Source organism: uncultured Winogradskyella sp. (assembly GCF_947501905.1).
Lineage (GTDB): Bacteria > Bacteroidota > Bacteroidia > Flavobacteriales > Flavobacteriaceae > Winogradskyella.
This window is the reverse complement of the sequence record NZ_CANMXL010000002.1, coordinates 170,488-189,607: the sequence shown is the minus strand read 5'-3', so window position 1 is coordinate 189,607 and position 19,120 is coordinate 170,488. Positions and strand designations below refer to the sequence as shown.

The 19,120-nt window shown below is 32.6% G+C and carries 19 protein-coding genes and 1 riboswitch; of the genes, 7 read left to right on the top strand and 12 right to left on the bottom strand.

The genetic code is table 11. The annotated features are described in order from the left end of the window. Positions 1-20 precede the first annotated feature (20 nt). Positions 21-950 (top strand): lytic transglycosylase domain-containing protein, encoded by a 930-nt coding sequence (locus Q0770_RS04535; RefSeq protein ID WP_299114463.1) that lies wholly within the window; start codon positions 21-23, stop codon positions 948-950. Between the two features lie 36 nt (positions 951-986). Here the strand turns inward: Q0770_RS04535 and Q0770_RS04530 are convergent, their stop codons facing one another. Continuing rightward, a complete protein-coding gene (locus Q0770_RS04530) occupies positions 987-1,565 on the bottom strand; it encodes a DUF2892 domain-containing protein (protein ID WP_299114461.1) in 579 nt (192 codons plus the stop codon). Positions 1,566-1,724: 159 nt separating this feature from the next. On the opposite strand from Q0770_RS04530, the gene rpmH reads away from it, so the two are divergent. The 4 genes from rpmH (at position 1,725) to Q0770_RS04510 (ending at position 6,226) form a co-directional block, all read left to right on the top strand. Beyond that, positions 1,725-1,886 carry a 50S ribosomal protein L34 gene (gene rpmH / locus Q0770_RS04525; RefSeq protein ID WP_087491454.1) on the top strand — a complete coding sequence of 54 codons (162 nt, stop codon included), beginning with the start codon at positions 1,725-1,727 and terminating at the stop codon, positions 1,884-1,886. Between the two features lie 99 nt (positions 1,887-1,985). Further along, a complete protein-coding gene (gene carB / locus Q0770_RS04520; RefSeq protein ID WP_299114459.1) occupies positions 1,986-4,841 on the top strand; it encodes a carbamoyl-phosphate synthase large subunit in 2,856 nt (951 codons plus the stop codon). A gap of 70 nt (positions 4,842-4,911) precedes the next feature. Then, positions 4,912-5,442 carry an ankyrin repeat domain-containing protein gene (locus Q0770_RS04515; protein ID WP_299114457.1) on the top strand — a complete coding sequence of 177 codons (531 nt, stop codon included), beginning with the start codon at positions 4,912-4,914 and terminating at the stop codon, positions 5,440-5,442. A 4-nt stretch (positions 5,443-5,446) separates the two neighbouring features. Further along, positions 5,447-6,226, top strand: a complete 780-nt coding sequence (locus tag Q0770_RS04510) for a T9SS type A sorting domain-containing protein (protein WP_299114455.1) — start codon at positions 5,447-5,449, stop codon at positions 6,224-6,226. A gap of 72 nt (positions 6,227-6,298) precedes the next feature. Here the strand turns inward: Q0770_RS04510 and Q0770_RS04505 are convergent, their stop codons facing one another. From Q0770_RS04505 to Q0770_RS04460, 10 genes are all read right to left on the bottom strand, one after another. Further along, positions 6,299-6,850, bottom strand: coding sequence for a YceI family protein (locus Q0770_RS04505; protein WP_299114452.1), 552 nt, complete (start codon positions 6,848-6,850; stop codon positions 6,299-6,301). 43 nt (positions 6,851-6,893) lie between these two features. Continuing rightward, entirely contained in the window at positions 6,894-7,538 is a 645-nt protein-coding gene (locus tag Q0770_RS04500; protein ID WP_299114450.1) for a hypothetical protein, read from the bottom strand. 11 nt (positions 7,539-7,549) lie between these two features. Beyond that, a complete protein-coding gene (locus Q0770_RS04495; protein ID WP_299114448.1) occupies positions 7,550-8,404 on the bottom strand; it encodes a DUF5777 family beta-barrel protein in 855 nt (284 codons plus the stop codon). Beyond that, positions 8,401-8,790 carry a hypothetical protein gene (locus tag Q0770_RS04490; protein WP_299114446.1) on the bottom strand — a complete coding sequence of 130 codons (390 nt, stop codon included), beginning with the start codon at positions 8,788-8,790 and terminating at the stop codon, positions 8,401-8,403. The genes Q0770_RS04495 and Q0770_RS04490 overlap by 4 nt, the downstream gene beginning before the upstream one ends. 48 nt (positions 8,791-8,838) lie before the next feature. After that, entirely contained in the window at positions 8,839-9,546 is a 708-nt protein-coding gene (locus Q0770_RS04485) for a DUF3307 domain-containing protein (protein WP_299114444.1), read from the bottom strand. A 3-nt stretch (positions 9,547-9,549) separates the two neighbouring features. Beyond that, a complete protein-coding gene (locus Q0770_RS04480; RefSeq protein ID WP_299114442.1) occupies positions 9,550-10,170 on the bottom strand; it encodes a transcriptional regulator in 621 nt (206 codons plus the stop codon). A 105-nt stretch (positions 10,171-10,275) separates the two neighbouring features. Further along, a complete protein-coding gene (gene rmuC / locus Q0770_RS04475; protein WP_299114440.1) occupies positions 10,276-11,595 on the bottom strand; it encodes a DNA recombination protein RmuC in 1,320 nt (439 codons plus the stop codon). 55 nt (positions 11,596-11,650) lie between these two features. Further along, positions 11,651-12,445: an ABC transporter ATP-binding protein gene (locus Q0770_RS04470; protein WP_299114438.1), complete on the bottom strand. Its 795-nt coding sequence runs from the start codon at positions 12,443-12,445 to the stop codon at positions 11,651-11,653. 2 nt (positions 12,446-12,447) lie between these two features. Continuing rightward, positions 12,448-13,476, bottom strand: a complete 1,029-nt coding sequence (locus tag Q0770_RS04465; protein ID WP_299114436.1) for an iron ABC transporter permease — start codon at positions 13,474-13,476, stop codon at positions 12,448-12,450. Next, complete coding sequence (locus Q0770_RS04460; protein WP_299114434.1) at positions 13,466-14,611, bottom strand: ABC transporter substrate-binding protein; 1,146 nt, start codon at positions 14,609-14,611, stop codon at positions 13,466-13,468. Before Q0770_RS04460 ends, Q0770_RS04465 begins: the two co-directional genes overlap by 11 nt. A 68-nt stretch (positions 14,612-14,679) precedes the next feature. Then, positions 14,680-14,882: riboswitch (cobalamin riboswitch) on the top strand. Between the two features lie 63 nt (positions 14,883-14,945). Between Q0770_RS04460 and Q0770_RS04455 the strand changes: the two genes are divergently transcribed. Both Q0770_RS04455 and Q0770_RS04450 read left to right on the top strand, forming a co-directional pair. Continuing rightward, positions 14,946-16,817 carry a TonB-dependent siderophore receptor gene (locus tag Q0770_RS04455; RefSeq protein WP_299114432.1) on the top strand — a complete coding sequence of 624 codons (1,872 nt, stop codon included), beginning with the start codon at positions 14,946-14,948 and terminating at the stop codon, positions 16,815-16,817. Positions 16,818-16,830: 13 nt separating this feature from the next. Further along, positions 16,831-17,397 carry a PAS domain-containing protein gene (locus Q0770_RS04450; protein ID WP_299114430.1) on the top strand — a complete coding sequence of 189 codons (567 nt, stop codon included), beginning with the start codon at positions 16,831-16,833 and terminating at the stop codon, positions 17,395-17,397. Positions 17,398-17,439: 42 nt separating this feature from the next. Here the strand turns inward: Q0770_RS04450 and Q0770_RS04445 are convergent, their stop codons facing one another. Next, positions 17,440-18,936, bottom strand: coding sequence for a S41 family peptidase (locus Q0770_RS04445; RefSeq protein ID WP_299114428.1), 1,497 nt, complete (start codon positions 18,934-18,936; stop codon positions 17,440-17,442). Positions 18,937-19,120 lie beyond the last annotated feature (184 nt).

The following is a 19,120-nucleotide window of genomic DNA, read 5'->3' as shown; positions in this document are numbered from 1 at the left end:
TTAAAACAAAAGAAATTCTTATGAAAATTATTAAAAACATACTTTCGATAATAGGTTTAGTTGCCGTTTCTGGTTTCTTCATTTTTGGTATGCAGAAAGCACCTTCAGATGAAGTGATGATAGAGAAAAAGACTCCATTAGTTAATGATTACAATATATATGCACTAGAAATGCCAGAAGGTTTAAACTTTGCAGGCGAATCAGTTCCTATTGAGAATCCAGACATCTATGAACGTATGGATAGGGAACTTTTGGTAAATACATATTGGCAATCTAATGGGTTACTTTTATTAAAACGAGCTCAAAAATATTTTCCTTTATTAGAACCATTACTTGAAAAGCATAATATACCGGACGACTTTAAATTTTTAGCTTTGGCGGAAAGTGGATTTATTGATGAAACTTCTAGTGCTGGAGCTGCAGGAATGTGGCATTTTATGCGTGAAACAGGTAAAGAATATGGGTTGGAAATAAACAAAAATGTTGATGAGCGTTATCACATAGAAAAATCGACAAAAGTTGCAGCAGAATATTTGAAGAAGGCAAAAGAACGTTTTGGGAGTTGGACTTTAGCTGCTGCTTCATATAACGCAGGAATTTATGGTGTATCTAAACGTCTTAAAGCACAACAGGTTGATAGTTATTATGATGCGCTATTGCCAGATGAAACCGAGAGATATGTTTTTAGGATTTTAGCCTTGAAAGAAATTATGAATAATCCATCTAAGTATGGCTTCAATTTCAATAAAAGTGATTTATATAGTTATATCCCTACTTATAAGGTTGAAGTTGATACAGCAGTTACAGATTTCTCGCAATTTGCTAAACGTTTTGGGATTAATTATAAGATTCTAAAAATTCATAACCCTTGGTTAAGAGAGAAACACTTAAATAATAAATCGAGAAAATTATATACTATAGAAATCCCTAAAGAAGGATATTATAAGTAAAATAAAAAGCTCAATTCTTAGAATTGAGCTTTTTATTTATCGTCTACTACGTCTATTTTGTCTTGACGACGTTGGTTGTCCGTATTGTTGTTTTGGGATAGCAGCTTTTTTCATTTGCTGTTTCATCATCTTTATTTGGTCAGCTAGCATATCACGTTTATCCAATTTCTGAGCTTCAGCTAATAGTTTTTGCGCTTCTTGCTTTCTACGTTTACTAAAAGCAATTCCTGCTAAATTTAATTTTGCCATCGCTAAATCATGGTCCATAGAAAGACCAAGATTAATGGCTTTTTTGAAATATTTTTCAGCTTCATTCATATTGGTCTGCGAAACCATAACACCGTATAGGTAATTTAAATAGCCTTGTTGTTTTTTAACCAAAGCACCTTTAGGATTTTTTATTTTGTCTAACCACTTTTTTGCGCCTGGGAAATCTTGCTTTCTTAATCTTAAAAAAGCAAGTAGAATCATTTCGTTTTTAAAGTATAAAAAAATGAATATCAATGATAGTAGTATATACATGATACCATTGCCTATTTCGCCTTCGGTAAATTGATAAACTGCAAACGCAATAATAGCTGCAGCAATGACTAGTTTTATATTTTTATTAAACATATGTATTGTTATAATTTGCGGATGGCAAAGGTAAGAAAAACAATTAAAAATTATTTTAATTTGACGCTTGGTAAAGTAAAAAGTTGTTGTATATTTGCACGCAGTTTTGGGATAGCACCCAAATATCAATAATAATATAAGATTTTAAATATATAAGACATGCCGAAAAGAACGTTTCAACCGTCAAAAAGAAAGAGAAGGAACAAACATGGTTTCAGAGAAAGAATGGCTTCTGCTAATGGTAGAAAAGTCTTAGCACGTCGTAGAGCTAAAGGAAGAAAAAGATTATCTGTATCTTCAGATTTAAGACATAAAAAATAATGATTAACAATTGTTAATATTTTAAAGGCGTTACTTAGGTGTAACGCCTTTTTTTGTACCCAAACGATATTTATTTTTGTAAACCAAATAACTAATAACATGCCAAAAAACAAAAACATCAAATCTATTTTACTTATTGGTTCTGGACCTATTGTCATTGGTCAAGCTTGCGAATTTGATTACTCAGGTTCTCAAGCTTTACGTTCTCTACGTGAAGACGGAATTGAAACCATTCTTATAAACTCTAACCCAGCAACAATAATGACTGATCCTACGATGGCGGATCATGTTTACCTTTTACCATTAACTACTAAATCAATTATACAGATTTTAAAGGAGCATCCACATATTGATGCTGTTTTACCAACAATGGGTGGACAAACTGCATTAAACCTTTGCATAGAGGCAGATGAAAAAGGGATTTGGGAAGATTTTGGTGTTGATATTATTGGTGTAGATATTGATGCAATTAATATTACTGAAGATAGAGAGAAGTTTAGAGAACTCATGTTAGAGATTGGAGTAGGTATGGCTCCTCAAGAAACTGCAACTTCATTTTTAAAAGGAAAAGAAATTGCTCAAGAATTTGGTTTTCCCTTATGTATTAGAGCTTCCTTTACTTTAGGTGGGGCAGGAGCTTCAATTGTATATGATGAAGCAGAATTTGATGAAGCATTAACTAGAGGATTAGAGATATCACCAATTCATGAAGTCATGATAGACAAGGCTATGATGGGTTGGAAAGAATATGAATTAGAACTACTTCGTGACAAAAATGATAATGTTGTTATTATTTGTACTATAGAAAACATGGACCCAATGGGCATCCATACGGGAGATTCTATTACAGTAGCACCGGCAATGACATTATCTGATAAAACACAGCAAAAAATGCGTGATATGGCAATTCACATGATGCGTAGTATCGGTGATTTTGCTGGAGGATGTAATGTTCAGTTTGCAGTGAGTCCAGATGATCAAGAGGAAATTATTGCGATAGAAATTAATCCACGTGTATCACGTTCTTCAGCATTGGCAAGTAAAGCAACAGGATATCCAATCGCTAAAATTGCTGCTAAGTTAGCACTCGGTTATACTTTAGATGAGTTAGATAATCAAATAACAAAGTCAACTTCTGCTTTATTTGAGCCAACATTAGATTACGTTATTGTAAAGATTCCTCGTTGGAATTTTGATAAGTTCGAAGGTTCTGATAGAACATTAGGACTTCAAATGAAGGCTGTTGGAGAAGTTATGGGAATAGGGCGCTCTTTTCAAGAGGCACTTCATAAAGCAACGCAATCATTAGAGATAAAAAGAAATGGCTTAGGTGCTGATGGTAAAGGTTATAAAGACTATGATACAGTTATTGAAAAATTAACCTATGCAAGTTGGGACCGCGTATTTGTAATTTACGATGCCATTGCTATGGGAATTCCTTTAAGCCGTATTCATGATATCACTAAGATTGATATGTGGTACTTGAAACAGTATGAAGAACTATTTCAACTAGAAAAGGAAATTTCAACATATAAAATTGAAAATATAGACCGTGAGTTATTGCTTGAAGCTAAACAAAAAGGATATGGAGATAGGCAAATAGCACATATGTTGGGTTGTTTAGAAAGTCAAGTTTATAACAAAAGAAAAGAGCTTAAGATAAATCGTGTATATAAGTTAGTAGATACATGCGCTGCTGAATTTAAGGCAATGACACCATATTACTATTCTACTTTTGAGAGTGAAATGGAGTTCCCTGACGGAACAGTCACTGTGGCTAACGAAAGTGTAGTCACTGATAAAAAGAAAATCATTGTTTTAGGCTCAGGACCAAATAGAATAGGACAAGGTATTGAATTTGATTATTGTTGTGTACACGGTGTGTTAGCTGCTGCGGAGTGTGGTTACGAAACGATTATGATTAATTGTAACCCAGAAACCGTTTCTACTGATTTCGATACTGCAGACAAGCTATATTTTGAGCCTGTCTTCTGGGAACATATCTACGATATTATTCAGCATGAAAAGCCAGAAGGTGTTATTGTACAGCTTGGTGGGCAAACTGCCTTAAAATTAGCAGAAAAGCTTGAGCGTTATGGTATTAAAATTATGGGAACTACGTATCAGGCATTAGATGTAGCTGAAGATCGTGGAAGTTTTTCGACCTTATTGAAGGATAACAATATTCCTTATCCAGAGTTTGATACTGCAGAAACAGCTGATGAAGCCTTAGCTGTAGCAGATAAGCTTAACTTTCCGATTTTGGTTAGACCTTCATACGTACTTGGAGGACAAGGCATGAAAATTGTTATTAATAAACAAGAATTAGAAGAACATGTTGTTGATTTATTAAATAAAATTCCTAATAATAAATTACTCTTAGATCATTATCTAGATGGTGCCATTGAAGCCGAAGCCGATGCGATATGTGATGCAGATGGAAATGTATACATTATTGGTATTATGGAGCATATTGAACCATGTGGAATCCATTCTGGAGATAGTAATGCAACATTGCCAGCTTTTAACTTGGGAGACTTGGTAATGCAACAAATTATTGACCATACACATACTATAGCACGAGCTTTAAATACAGTTGGTTTAATAAATATTCAATTTGCAATAAAAGATGATATGGTATATATCATAGAAGCTAACCCAAGAGCTTCGCGTACGGTGCCATTTATCGCAAAAGCTTATAAAGAACCTTATGTCAACTATGCGACTAAGGTTATGTTAGGCGAAAAAAAGGTGACCGATTTTGATTTTAATCCTCAATTAGACGGTTATGCCATTAAACAACCCGTATTTTCTTTTAATAAATTCCCTAATGTGAATAAAAAACTTGGACCAGAGATGAAAAGTACAGGAGAAAGTATACTTTTTATTGATAGTTTAAAGGATGATGAATTTTATGATTTATACTCTAGACGTAAGATGTATTTAAGTAAATAATGTAATTTTATGATATTCAGATAGGTAGGGTATGCTTTTTTTTTATAAATTTGGTTATTAACCCAAATTAATGAAAACAAAACTACTTATCTTCTCCCTATGGTTTTTTACCCTTGGAGCTCTCACTGCACAAGAGAATATTTTTGATGCTTGTAGGCAAGGTAATATAGATACTGTTATAAAACTATATAATATTGATGGCAATGTTGTTAATATTCAAGAAGAATCTGGTTATACACCATTGGTACTTGCTTGTTATTATGGACATGAAGATATAGTATCTTTTTTAGTTGATAAGGTGAAAAATTTAAATGATAAAACATCTTATGGTTCACCCTTGATGGCTGCCACAGTAAAGGGTTATGATAATATTGTAGATGTTTTATTACAGAATAAAGTTAATCCAGATATTACAGACGAGCAAGGCGTCACAGCTGCGCATTATGCTGTTTTATTTAAAAATTATGTTATTGTCGAAAAATTAGTCAATGCAAATGCGGATTTTACTATAAAAAACAATGTCAATAAATCTGCTATGGATTATGCCATTGCTCATAATGATGAAAAATTAAATAAATTGCTAAATATTCAAAAATCGTGATACTATGAAAAAAATTACTTTATTATGCTTTTTAATTGCCACAAGTTTTGCGTTTTCTCAAACTTGGACAACAGGAACTATAGATTTGATTCCTGGAAATTTTACAGTAAAGTTTGATATCACATCTACAACTGTTACAGTGACGATGATTGGTCCTGACAATGTTGGTTTTGCAGTGTCTCCTACAAATGATTCTTACAGCGGTGGCGGCGGTATGGCACAATTTGGTGGAGATGATGTTATTTTTTATGCAAATGGTGCTATTACAGATAGACAGCAGGCGGGATTTAATGGTCAACCTGGATTAGATGCCACGCAGAATAATTGGAGTATATCTTCAAATACAACTTCAGGTGGTTCAAGAACAGTCGTAGCTTCTCGAGCTAGAAATACTGGTGATGTTAATGATTTTATTTTTCCTGCTTCCGTTGATTCATTTACGGTAATATGGGCAAGAGGAGGTAATACTAATTTTACTTTTCATAATAGTCGTGGCGGGGCTGTTGCTAACACTGTTTTAAGCAACGAAGATTTTCAATTAAACCCAGCTAGATTCACCATTTCTCCTAATCCAAGTGCTAATGATTTAAATATTGGCATCTTATATGATGCTAGTAGAGATTATAATCTTGAAGTTTATGATGTGTTAGGTAAACAAATATATAGAGGTCAATTGACTAAAGATGATTCATCAATTGACGTTAGAAATTGGAGAAGAGGTGTTTATTTAGTTAAACTGTCTAGTGACCAATCCACGCAAACAAAACGTTTTATCAAGCAATAAATATATAATTGAAATATAAAAAAGACCATCTTATTGAGATGGTCTTTTTTTTCTTAATAATATTTTAGAAAATTATTTTTTATTCAATAAAAACTCAAAGGTTACATCTACTTCTCTAGAGAGCTTGTTACTGACTATTTTTGGAATTTCAATATCAAAATCGGCAACATTTAGTTTTAATTTGCCGGTGATTTTTAGGCTTCCATCCGTATTTTTTGAAATTGATAAGGCTTCATTACTTAAAGTCTTGGTTTTTCCATGAAAGGTCATTGTGCCATTATATTGTTTTTGTTGACTAGAATTATTTAAATCATCAACTGAAAAACTTGAAATCTGACCTTTAAAAGTTGCTTTTGGATACTCATCAGAATCAGCATAGTTTTCATTAAAATGTTCTTCCATTAAGGCATTTTTAAATCTAAAGCCTTTCACTAATACGAGGGCAGCAAACTCACCATTTTCAGTATTTATAATAGCAGTAGTGTTCTTATTTGTAGCTTTTACTTCTTCGAAAGAAGGTACAGAAGCTTCAAATGTTACACTACCAGTTTTTGTAATATACTTATTCTGTGCGGCTATGCTCAATGTAAGTAGTAATAAAAATGTAAGTATTAGATTTTTCATATTTATATATTTATGTTCATCATGTTCAACAACTATACCATTATTAGTTTTCAATAAAGCCTTGTGCTTGCCATTCAGTGACTAAATCAATAAGGTTTTGTGGTAATCTAGGTCCGCCTAAAGGCATAGCACCACCTTCTCCAGGTTGAGCAGATATACGCTGAATAAGGTTATTGTTATTTACACCATCAACAACATTCTGATATGTAACTAATGGTGTCGTGGCACCATTAGTTGGAGGATTACCATGGCAAAACGTACAATTGTTATCTATAATAATCTTAATGTCATCATCATATGTCACAGGTGGAGGTGGAGGCGTATCATCAATAAAACCCTGAGCTTCCCATTCAATTATTAAATCTATAAGGTTTTGTGGTAATCTAGGTCCTCCTAAAGGCATAGCTCCACCTTCTCCAGGTTGAGCAGATATACGCTGAATAAGGTTATTATTATTTACACCATCAACAACATTTTGATAGGTTACTAATGATGTAGTAGCTCCATTTGTTGGGGGATTACTGTGACAGAACGTACAGTTGTTTTCCATAATCACTCTAATATCTTCATTAAAGCTTACTGAGCTTGGTGGTGGTGTGTTATCTATTAAATCTTCTTCACTAACACTTGTACAATTATACGTTAGTAAAATTGTAAATAATCCTATAATGTATTTGTAGTTTTTCATTTTCCTTCTGTTTAAAATACGCGACTTAAGTTAAATCCAAAAAAGATATCACCATCTCCCCAATCTCCTGTGCCTTGTCCTAAAAAGGTATTTGTGTTCATCCCTTGTGCGTTTGTAAAATGCATCTGGAAGACATGTCCGCCAGTTTCTAAGTCAAAACCTATAGACAGTGGATTTTTAAAAGGTGAAGCGCTAGACCTGTTAAGGTGCCATCCGTAATCTATATTTACTGACCATCGTTTTGTGAGTTTATGTCTACCTCCAATTCCAATAGCATATTGGGTATTGTCTTGCGTGTTGTCTACTACATAATTATCATGAAATAGCGTTGGTGCTAATTGTAACGATAAGTTTTTGTTAAACTTTCTGGCGATAAGAATTTGAGTAGCATAGCCCAAACGATTTTCGAACTCTAATTTGGGTAAGTTAGTTTCGTCTAAAGCAGTATTAATTAAGATAGAGTTATAACCGACAATTGTAAATGGAGAACCACCCTCTTTCTGTTTTACTAATCGATATTTTAAAGCGCCTTCATAAATCTTTTGAAAAGAGCTACGAGACACACTGACATTTAACCAATCATTTACGCCATAAATAAAGTTTAGTCGAGTAACGGCATCATCTAGTCCAAAAAAACTGTCAAATCCGTTCTTAATTGTGCCGAAACGGTGGGCAACAACAAGTGTAAATTCTTTTTTAGAAGTTAATTTAGTGGATTCAAAATTTACAATCTTAAGTCCTTTAAATGTCGCTGTTGCGTAATTATCTTCAGGTGAGTCTTGATCTATTTCGTCAAGCAAATCATCTTGCGCAAATAGAGGTGCTGCCATAATTAGCAGTAATAATAGAATAGTAGATTTTTTCATTGGTTAATTTTGGTTAAAGAACATTGATCTAACTTTATTTCTTCTAATAAATCGTCGTATCCAATACAACGACCCTTTATTGAAACAGTAATTTCTTTGCTTATTGTATTATATTCAAGTAAGCTACAAAAAATAGAATTATTCAGTGTAATACTATTGTTAGTTTGAGCAGTGATGTCACCATTTATGACAATTGTTTTATTTAGGTATTTGGTTTGTGCTGTTTCAGAGTCGTTTATAAATTCTGCAATAAAATCAGAAGCATTTATAGTATAATCTGCATTTTCTGTACTAATATCTCTATGGTCTTGATATATATAGTTGTACCCAAAGTATGCGGTAAGTACCAAGACGAGAAGAATTATATAAATCGTATTTTTTTTCATATAAATATGATTTTCAGTTATTTATAAAATTAAGAAAAGAAATTGTAATCATTGCTTTAAGTTTAAATAAAGTAAACCAATCAAGACAGCAATTCCAAAGCTAATCAATGTACCAATCAATATATACTCCGTAAGCTTTCGTTCTTTCGAAGCGGTTAAATCTCCAAATCTAAAGACCGATTTTGCTGTAATTAAAAACCCAACAGCTGGCCATTGGCCTACGATTATAAAGATAAATACCAAAAGACGTTCTAGAATACCTATATATTTCCCAGCATCTTTTAACGATTCATTCCCCTTTGTGATTTTTGAAATATCCCATTTAGAAAAAGTGGTCTTCATGATTATGGATGTAGGCAGAGTCAAAAAAGCGATACACAATAGAAGTAATAAAGTATCTTGGTTTAAGATGTTAAACTCTATGTTCTTTTCAAGAAATAGATGTACAAGAACTAAAATTGTTGTTAAGTGTAATAGTTGGTCTATAAAAAAGAGAAGTCTTTTGGTTTTTTTATTTTGGAATAAAATTTTACCAGTATCTATAATAAAATGAAGCAAACCTATAGTTAAAATTAATTGCCATTGCGTAACATCCCAAACAATAAGAAACATTAATGCAATATGTATAGCTACATGTATATATAGCCATTTGGATTTTAATTTCTTTTTTTCTTTATCCTTAACCCATTTTTGAGGTTGTAAAAAGAAATCGCCAATAATATGTGCTAGAATAAGTTTTAAGATTAGGAATGTCATAGTCTAGACGTTTTTTAATGTTTCTATTTTATGTCTATAAATTAAATCAAGTTCTTTTATTTCGTCAAGGTATGCGCGTTTTTGGCGTTTACTTACTGCATCTTGACTTATCCCTACTAATTTAGCCAATTCTGACTGAATCATGTTTGGGTTTTCAAAACTTAACTTTACAATTTCTGCTGAATTTACCGTCCAATTGTCCATGGCTATAAGCGCAAGCTTAAAATATAGATTTAACTCTTCGTCTAAATCGAAATTCCCTGTTTTAATTTTTAAATTGAGCTTTTCTTTTTTAAGTGTTTCAAAAGTTTCACCAGAAAACACAAAAGCCTCTCCATTTGATTCACTTACTGTTTTACCTTGATAAGACTTGTTACCCACCCCAATTGCGATACGTACATCTAATCCTTTTATTGACTTTATGCAAGCTTTAATATAAGCAGCAGCAAAGAAACTATCGAAATAAGCTCTATGCTCTAATTGAAAACTATCACCTCTATAAATTTCGTAATAAGAAGCATCACTTGACAGCATTGCTAGTGCAGACTTTAGCTGATTAAGCCATATATCTTGGTTTTTAAAATCTCGAGATTTTATAATATCTCCTGTGATTATACTGGTCATAATATTTGGTATTTAAATCAAATATATGCCTTTTTTATGGAATATTATAATTTATTCCTTTTTTATGGAATATTTTAAATTATGCCTTTTTTATGGAATATTTAATTATTCGTCTTCTTCAGCTCTTTTTATGATGTTTTCTGGTAGAGACTTTTTGGCTTTGGCACCCATTTTCTTGATGTTTTCTACTCTAGAAATAAGGTTGCCTTTGCCTTCAACGAGTTTATTCATGGCAGAAGAATAGTCATTCTTTGCGGCATCAATTTTTTTACCAACTCCAGTTAAATCTGTTACTAAGCCTTCAAATTTGTCGTAAAGCGCACCAGCTTGTCTAGCTATCTCAATGGCATTTTGCTGCTGCTTTTCGTTATTCCACATAGTATCTATGGTACGAAGGGTAGCCAATAGGGTAGAAGGTGTAACAATAACAATATTTTGTTCAAAAGCTTTATTATAGAGCGAATTATCTTCATTTATAGCTACTGCAAAAGCAGGTTCAACAGGTATAAACATTAATACAAAATCTGGAGATTCTATATCATATAAATCTTGATAATTTTTTGCAGATAGTTGGTCTACATGCTTTTTTATTGAACTAACGTGTGATTTTAAGTATTGTGCTCTTTCTTCATCATCAGCATTAACCATGCGCTCGTAATCTGTTAAAGATACTTTAGAGTCAATAATCATTTTCTTAGAATCGGGTAGGTGTAATACCACATCTGGCATCACCCGAGACCCATCTTCGAGTTGAAAATTTTGCTGAACAAAATACTCACGGTCTTTTTCTAAACCAGATTTTTCTAAGACACGCTCTAAAACCAATTCACCCCAATTCCCTTGAGTTTTACTATCTCCTTTAAGGGCTTTTGTTAAGTTAGTGGCTTCCTTAGCCATTTGTTGATTCAAATCTTTTAGCCCTAATAATTGCTCTTTTAAAGCCGAATGCATACTTATGCTTTCCTTTTGGGAATCTTCAACTTTCTTTTCAAAGACTTTTATTTTTTCTTCTAAAGGGTTTAAGATGTTCTTTATATTTTCTTTGTTCTGAGTGGTAAACTTCTCTGATTTTTCTTCTAGTATTTTAGAAGCCATTAGCTCAAAATCTTTTCGTAATTGTTCTTGCTGTTTTGCAAGTTCCTCGTCATGTTTTAAGTTTTGCTGCTGAAGGTTTTCAAACTCAGTATTACGACGCGATAATTCGGTATTTAAAAAATCTTTTTCTCGACGAATTTCTTCTCGTTCAGACTCCGTTTTTTCAATATTCTGTTTTAAATCATTTATAGAATTATTAAGCTGAAGTTGTCTTTCTTCTAAAGTACTGCGTTCACTTTTGTTGTTAAGTTGAGAAAATTTAAATCCAATAAAAGTACCAATTCCGGCAGAAACTATAATGGTAATCAAAAGAATAAGCGTGTCGTTCATTTTTTAATCTGAATTTCTTCAAAGATAAATTTTAATGCCGAAACTAAAATAAAAGTTATTGGGTTATCTTGAAGCTACCCGTTTTAGTATCAAAGGCAATCATGTCTTTAGGGAATAGCGAATTAAAAACACCGTCTTCAATAAGATTACAAGGTTGGTCACAAACTAGACTATCATTTGTCATGACAATCATTGTGTCACAAAGTTGAATAGCTAAGTCTATTTCATGTGAGGAAAACAGAATGGTTTTTCCTGTTTCTTTGGTTAACTTTTGTAGTAGTTTTAGAATATATGCCTTATGATACATGTCTAGATGCGTCGTAGGTTCATCTAAAACAATAATATCTGTATCTTGAGCTAGAGCACGGGCAATCATTACTTTTTGAAGTTGCCCATCACTGAGTTCAAAACATTTCTTTTCTTTTAAATCAGAGATATTTACTAACTCAATGGCCTCATTTACTTTTTGAGTGTCTTCAGTAGATAGGTTCCCAATCCAGTTGGTGTAAGGATGGCGACCTAAAGCTACCAATTCGTAAACAGATAAATTTTTTGATGTTAATTGTTCAGTCAAAACAATGCTCAATTGTTTTGCTAATTCTATGGTTGAGGTTTCTTTTAGATCTTTATGATTCAGAAAAATACTTCCCGATAAATTGGGTTGTACTTTTATTAATGTTCTAAGCAACGTAGACTTACCGATACCATTGGCACCAACTAGCCCAATAAGTTGCCCTTGACGCAACTCAAAATTAATAGTTGAAGCAACAACTGTGTCTCCCTTTTTGGTTTTATAGCCAATGGAAAGATTCTCTGTTTTAAGAATGGTATTTTTTGCGTCTTTGCTCACTATTAAAATATCATTTTTCGTTGTCTAACCAATAACCAGATGACTACTGGCGCACCAACTAAAGCCGTTATAGCATTAATGGGTAAGACATAGTCACTACCTGGAATTTGAGCAATACTATCGCAAATAAGCATTATAATAGCACCAAACAAACAAACTGCAGGTAACAAAATTTTATGGTTTGAGGTTGTGAAAATTTGTCGTGTCAAATGTGGAATAGCTAAACCTATAAAAGCAATTGGACCGGCAAATGCTGTAATTGTTCCTGCGATTAGGCTTGTAGCAATTATAATAACAAGTCGATTCTGTTTTAAGTTAAGACCCAAACTCTTAGCGTAATTATCTCCTAATAAAAGGCTATTTAAGCCTTTAATGGATAGAATACTCAATAATAATCCAACTAAGTAAATTCCAAAAAAGATGATAAGTTCACTCCAAGATAGGTTGCTCAAACTCCCAAAACCCCAAAAGATATATTGTTGCAATTGTTCAGCAGAACTAAAATAGGATAATACACTAACAACAGCGGCTGTTATACTCCCAAACATTAACCCAATAATAAGTATAGCCATTGTATCTCTTACTCTATTAGAGACAGCTAAAACTGCTAATAATACTAAAAAACTTCCCAAGCTTGCGGCAATAACTATACTCCATTTGGTAGTTAAAGCTGTAGCAAATAAACCGCCAAATAATCCAGAACCCAAAATAACCAAAGCAACGCCTAAACTAGCACCTGAGCTAATACCTAAAACAAATGGTCCAGCTAATGGATTTCTGAATAATGTTTGCATTAATAATCCTGAAATCCCTAAACCTGAACCTACTAAAATCGCAGTAATAGCTTTAGGCAATCTAAAGTCTGTAATAATTACTTGCCAGCTTGAATTCTCAATAGTTCCAAATAATCCATTAAAAATACTTTTAAATGGGATACTAACAGAACCAAGACTAATGTTCGTAAAGAAGCATAAAACTAAAATTACAAATAGCAATAGAAATTGAAGGTTGTATGTTTTATTAGTCTTCAAATTTCTTAAAAAAGTACGGTTCGTAGTTAACTAATAACTCAGGATGCGCGATTTTTATGATGTCTTTTAGAATTAAATCTGGGCGTGCAGCACCAAGTTCGTAATACAAATTTCCGCCTGTTGCGCCAACTGAGTTGGTAAAACTGTAGACTTCTCCACTTTTAAAAGCATCGAAATTTGTGTAAAGCGGATTAGCATCTTTCATTTGTTTTAAGCTCCTGTAATAAGATGGACTTAACCACATATCCGCATGTTTGGCTTTATCTAAAACAGCCTCAAAACTTAGATATAAGCTGCCGTTTCCGTCAGTGTCACTCCATAGATAATTGACATTAGCATCTTTAAGAAATTGAGCTTCTGGACTGTTTCCGTTTGGCAAGTGCCACACATCTTTAGTCAAGGCACCACTTAATATGGTAGGTTTTGAAATTGCATTTGTAGCCAATGATTTGGCGTCTTGATAGTTCTTTTCAATAGTATTAAAAATAGAATCAGCTTCTTTCTCTTTATTAAAAAGGATACCAAAAAACTTAATCCATTCTGCTTTTGCCAGAGCCGAAGACTCAACCCAATCTCCATTATATATGACAGGGATATTTGCTTTCTTAATAGTTTCAAAAGTTTTATTTACTCCATCCACTCCAAACCCAACAACAACATCTGGGTTAATCTCAATCAAGACTTCTGTATTTATGCCTTCGTTTTTGCCAAGTTCTCTAATAGTTCCATTATCTACAAGTTGTCGTGTTTTGTCAGAAGAAATATAGTCTGTACCAGGAAACCCAACCAAGCTTTTTTCAACACCAAGAAGTTCTAAGGCAGGAATATTTGTGGTAGATGTAACAACAATTCTTTCTAAAGTATTTGTAATTATACCATCATAAGCATCTTTTGGAAATGTCATTTTTGCTAATTGCTCAGAGGAAGCAAGTAAATATTGATATTGTTTTTCTGCTTTTGGCCAAGGTTTAGAAATAGTCAGGACTTTATAATCTTGGTATTCAATCACTGAAAACCCTTCTGCATATTTAAGCTTTAGTTGTTTTGTTTGTGAGAAGGGAAGTAATTCTTCTTTTTTCTCATCCTTACAAGCGACAAGAACCAGAAATATAATTATGTATTTGTAGAGTTTCAAAAAGGATAGTTTTCTTTCAAAAGTAATATTATTTAGACTTTTAAATGAAAACAATAAAACAATTGTTTAGTTTTGCGCCGAAATCTGGTTTGATTCATAATTATTTATGTTTCGATTAAAAGGGAATCTGGTTAAAATCCAGAACTGTTCCCGCAACTGTAAGCTATAAAGCTTGTTGTTACCTTCAAAGTCACTGTCCATAATAGTTTAGGATGGGAAGACCAACAACAAGACGTAAGTCAGGAGACCTGCCAATTTCAACAAATAAGTACAACTTTCGGGATAAAAGTTTACGTATGGTTCGCTGTATGTTCTCGAGCAATTAAAATTTAAAATGAAAAAACTAAAATGGTTAGGTGTGCTATCTATTGGCATACTCAATGTTGGATTTGCACAAACGCAAGATTCTACTAAAGTCGAAAAGCTAGACGAAGTCGTTATTACGGACACGCGTTTTGCAATTAAACGTGAAAATTCTGGTAAAACAGTAGTGAAAATTACACGAAAAGAGATTGAGAATAACCAAGGACGTACGTTGGCTCAGTTAATCAATACCAAAAGTGGTATAGAAATTAATGGGACACGAAGTGTAGCAGGACAAAATCTTGGATATTTTGTTAGAGGCGGAAATAACAGACAAGTTTTAGTACTTATTGATGGCGTGCAAGTAAATGACCCATCTTTGGTAAATAATGAGTTTGATTTACGTCTTTTAGACTTAAATACTATTGAAACTGTTGAAATCGTAAAAGGTGCAGCAAGTACACTATATGGTAACTCTGCTGCTACAGCCGTTATAAATATTACGACTAAAAAGTCTTCTAAAAAGACAATTTCGGCCAGCTTCTTATCAGTTGTTGGTACAAATCAGTCACAAGATGTAGATGATTATAGAGCAGAGCATTTTACAAATAATGTTACTGTAAATGGAACTTTAAATGATTTTACGTATTTGGCTAGTTTTGGCAATCAGTTTGCAGAAGGTTTATCGGCAGCTGCGTCTACTAATCCTGAAGCTGACCCATTTTCTAGATATAATGTGAATTTAAAATTAGATTATGAGTTTTCAGATAATTTTAATGTTACGGCATATGGAAGTATAGATCGATTTAAAACTGATATTGATGGTTTTCCACCACCAAACTTCACTTTTGCAGATACTAATGATGAATTTTTATCAAAACAAAAACGAGTCGGTATAGCTCCAAAATTCACATATAAAAATGGTAGTATTCAAGTAAATGCAGCATATACCGATATTGAGAGAGAAACTATTTCTGCTTTTGGTTCTATAAACGAAGCTGAGAGTTTTGTAGTAGATGTATTTAATAAATACACTTTTAATGATAACATCTATACTATAGTAGGTCTTAATTATGGTGATTATAAAAGTTTGTTTGCTGAAGAAGAAAGCTTTACGAGTACGGATCCTTATGCAAATGTAGTTTACATTACGGATATTGGCTTAACTATTAATGCAGGTGGAAGATTAAACAATCATAGTGAATATGGTTCTCAGTTTGTATATAATATTAATCCGTCTTTTAAGGTTGCAGTTAATGAAGGTTATGCTAAAATATTTGGGTCGTATGCAACATCATTTATTGCACCTAACTTATCGCAACTATTTGGGTTTTTTGGACCAAATGCAGATTTAGAGCCCGAAGAAAATGCGACTATCGAAGGTGGTTTGGAATACAATACTAAAAATGGTTTTAGAATAAGCGGAGTGTATTTTAATAGAGATGAGCAGAATACCATCATTTTTGGTTCTAATGGCTATGAGAATGCATCTAACGATGCTACTGTCCAAGGTTTTGAGCTAGAAACAGAATTGAATATTTTTAAAAACGTATCGATTTCTACTAATTATACATTTACAGAACTAAAAGAAGGGACGCGTATTCGTTTACCTAAACATCGCGCTAATGCAAGTATAGGCTACGATTTTTCTCCTAGAACTTTTGCGTCTATAGATGCGCAATATGTAGGAGAAAGACAGGATACTGATTTTTCAACGTTTACAAATGTAGATTTAGAAGCCTATTCATTAATCAACTTGTATTTCAGTCATAAATTATTAGAGAACAATAAATTAAAAGTTTTTGCAACAGTCAATAACTTATTCAATGAAGACTATTCTGAAATTATAGGCTTTACAACACTAGGAAGAAATATTAGTTTAGGATTTAATCTTAAGCTTTGATTTTAATTGAATTATGAAAAATAATTTAATTAATATGATGTCATTAGACATTTACCTTTCTTCTATTAGTGAAAACAATTTTGATAAAATCTATTCAAAAATAGAGCATAACGAGCTAAGACTTCCTCTAATGAGTTGGGATTTATATAGTGAAGTCAATTCTAAAAAAATGATTGAATCTAAAAGTTTTCAAGATATTATTAAAGTTAAATCTTTGGCGTCAAAGTTTAATTGGCAAAATAATATGGACTCCATTTTTGAAAAGGAACAATTTGAAGCAATTATAGTTACTGACATAAATCAGAAAATTTTATGGGTAAATAATGGGTTTTCTGATATGACAGGTTTTTCCAAAAAAGAGGCATTAACTAAAACACCAAGATTTCTGCAGGGTTCTAAAACTTCAATAACGAGTAAGCAAAGAATAAGAAAGCATCTAAAGACAGATTTACCGTTCAAAGATGTGATTATTAATCATAAGAAAAATGGAATACCATATAAATGTGAGGTGAAAATTTTCCCATTATATAATAATGGAAATAAAACACATTATATAGCTCTCGAACGTGAAGTTGGGTGATTCAAAATAAAAAAGCCGCTTCAATTGAAGCGGCTTTTTTTGTTAATCATTAATGTACATATATCCATCAAGAGGTTCTTCTAATTTTTTTGATTTTAATTCTGGTAGCACAGAATTATCTAAACTATTTGTAAAACGGCCACTTCCAGTAATATCTGCAATAGCTCTTGCTAATAATGGCTCGTTAGGGTCGCCAAGTGTACCAAAATTAGCTCTAGATTCAGCTAATTCAATATTTGGTACTAATCCTGTAGAAGGTACTAGAGCATTGTCTCTATTTGAAGAATCACCAATTAAAGGAAATAGTGCATAAGTATGAGCAGAAGTCACTTGTTGTGTCCCAAAATCTGGAGAATCAAATACAAGTCTATTAATTGTAGTTTTACCAGTTGTTGTTGTGCCAATTTGGACAACATCGATATAAGGTCTCAAACTGTTTATGATTAATTCACTTGCAGAAGCAGAACCATCAGTAGTAAGTACATATACTTTGTCTAAATTTAAGCTATTAATTGCTGCTCCTCCAGTTATCGTATTTGTGAAATTAAATGTTGTATTATCTTCTTGTCTGTTTGGTCCAAATACAGCATTAGAAAACACTTGGTTATTAAATTGCCCAGTAATCATACTTGCTAAACGTGCTGCGGTAACAATAGCTCCACCACCATTGTATCTTAAATCTAAAACTAGATGTTCTACATTAGCTGCTTGTAGTTGCGCAAAAGCTTGATTTAATTCAGTTTCAAAATTATCTCTAAAGCTATTGTACATTAAGTAGCCTATAGTTTCATTATCTTCAACAATGACCTCAACACGGTGAACAGGATTATCTGTAAAAGCTTCTTTAGATACTGTAATACTTGTGCCATTAGGTGTTATGATATCATCATCGAGTGCTTCAGTTCCATTATTATCATAGTTTGCAAAATTGAAAGTAGCAGTATCTTGAGTTAATAAATCTGAAAAATTAGTTGTATTCAATGTAGTACCATCAACTCCAGTAATCACCATATTTCTTTCAATCCCTGCTAAATCTCCAGTACTGCCATTAAGTACAAGCCTTACAACTGCAAAAACTTCATTAGAACTTCCAGGAACAGGAAATGCAGAAAACCGTAGACCATTAGTTGTTGTAGTGCCTTGAAATAATTCTAATGCAGCAAATAAATCTGGGAATATTGTACTAAACCGATCTGTATTGCCGGCATCAAAAACTAAGGCATCAAAAATTGTTTCAGGAGATGAAAAGCCTCCAAGATATTGCAAATATTCTGGTGTAGATTCGTACCTATTATCTAGTCCATTTAATCCAAAACGCTCGTTTCTTAAATCTGGGACATCATTACCATATACATAAAACTCATTCATGCCTTTCCATACAAAGTCTTTAACATCATTTGTTAGAACAAGATTATCATCTCTATCTTCAAAACAACTAGTCGCAAAAAGGGCTACTGTTATTGTAAGTAGTAACAGTTTAAATTTATTACTTATAATGTCTCTATTGTTTTTTAGGTATTTGTGAATCTTCGATTTCATCTTTCTTTTTCTTTGGGTTTACTATAGTAATTATAGATATCAGTTGTAAAACTCTAAATTTACTTACAATATTGTAGAATTAAAAAGAAAATACGATGAACGGTTTTTAAGTCAAACATTTAATAACTATTTTTAATTTTAAATTATTGAAAATCAAACAATTGTAATTTAGTTTTAAATGATT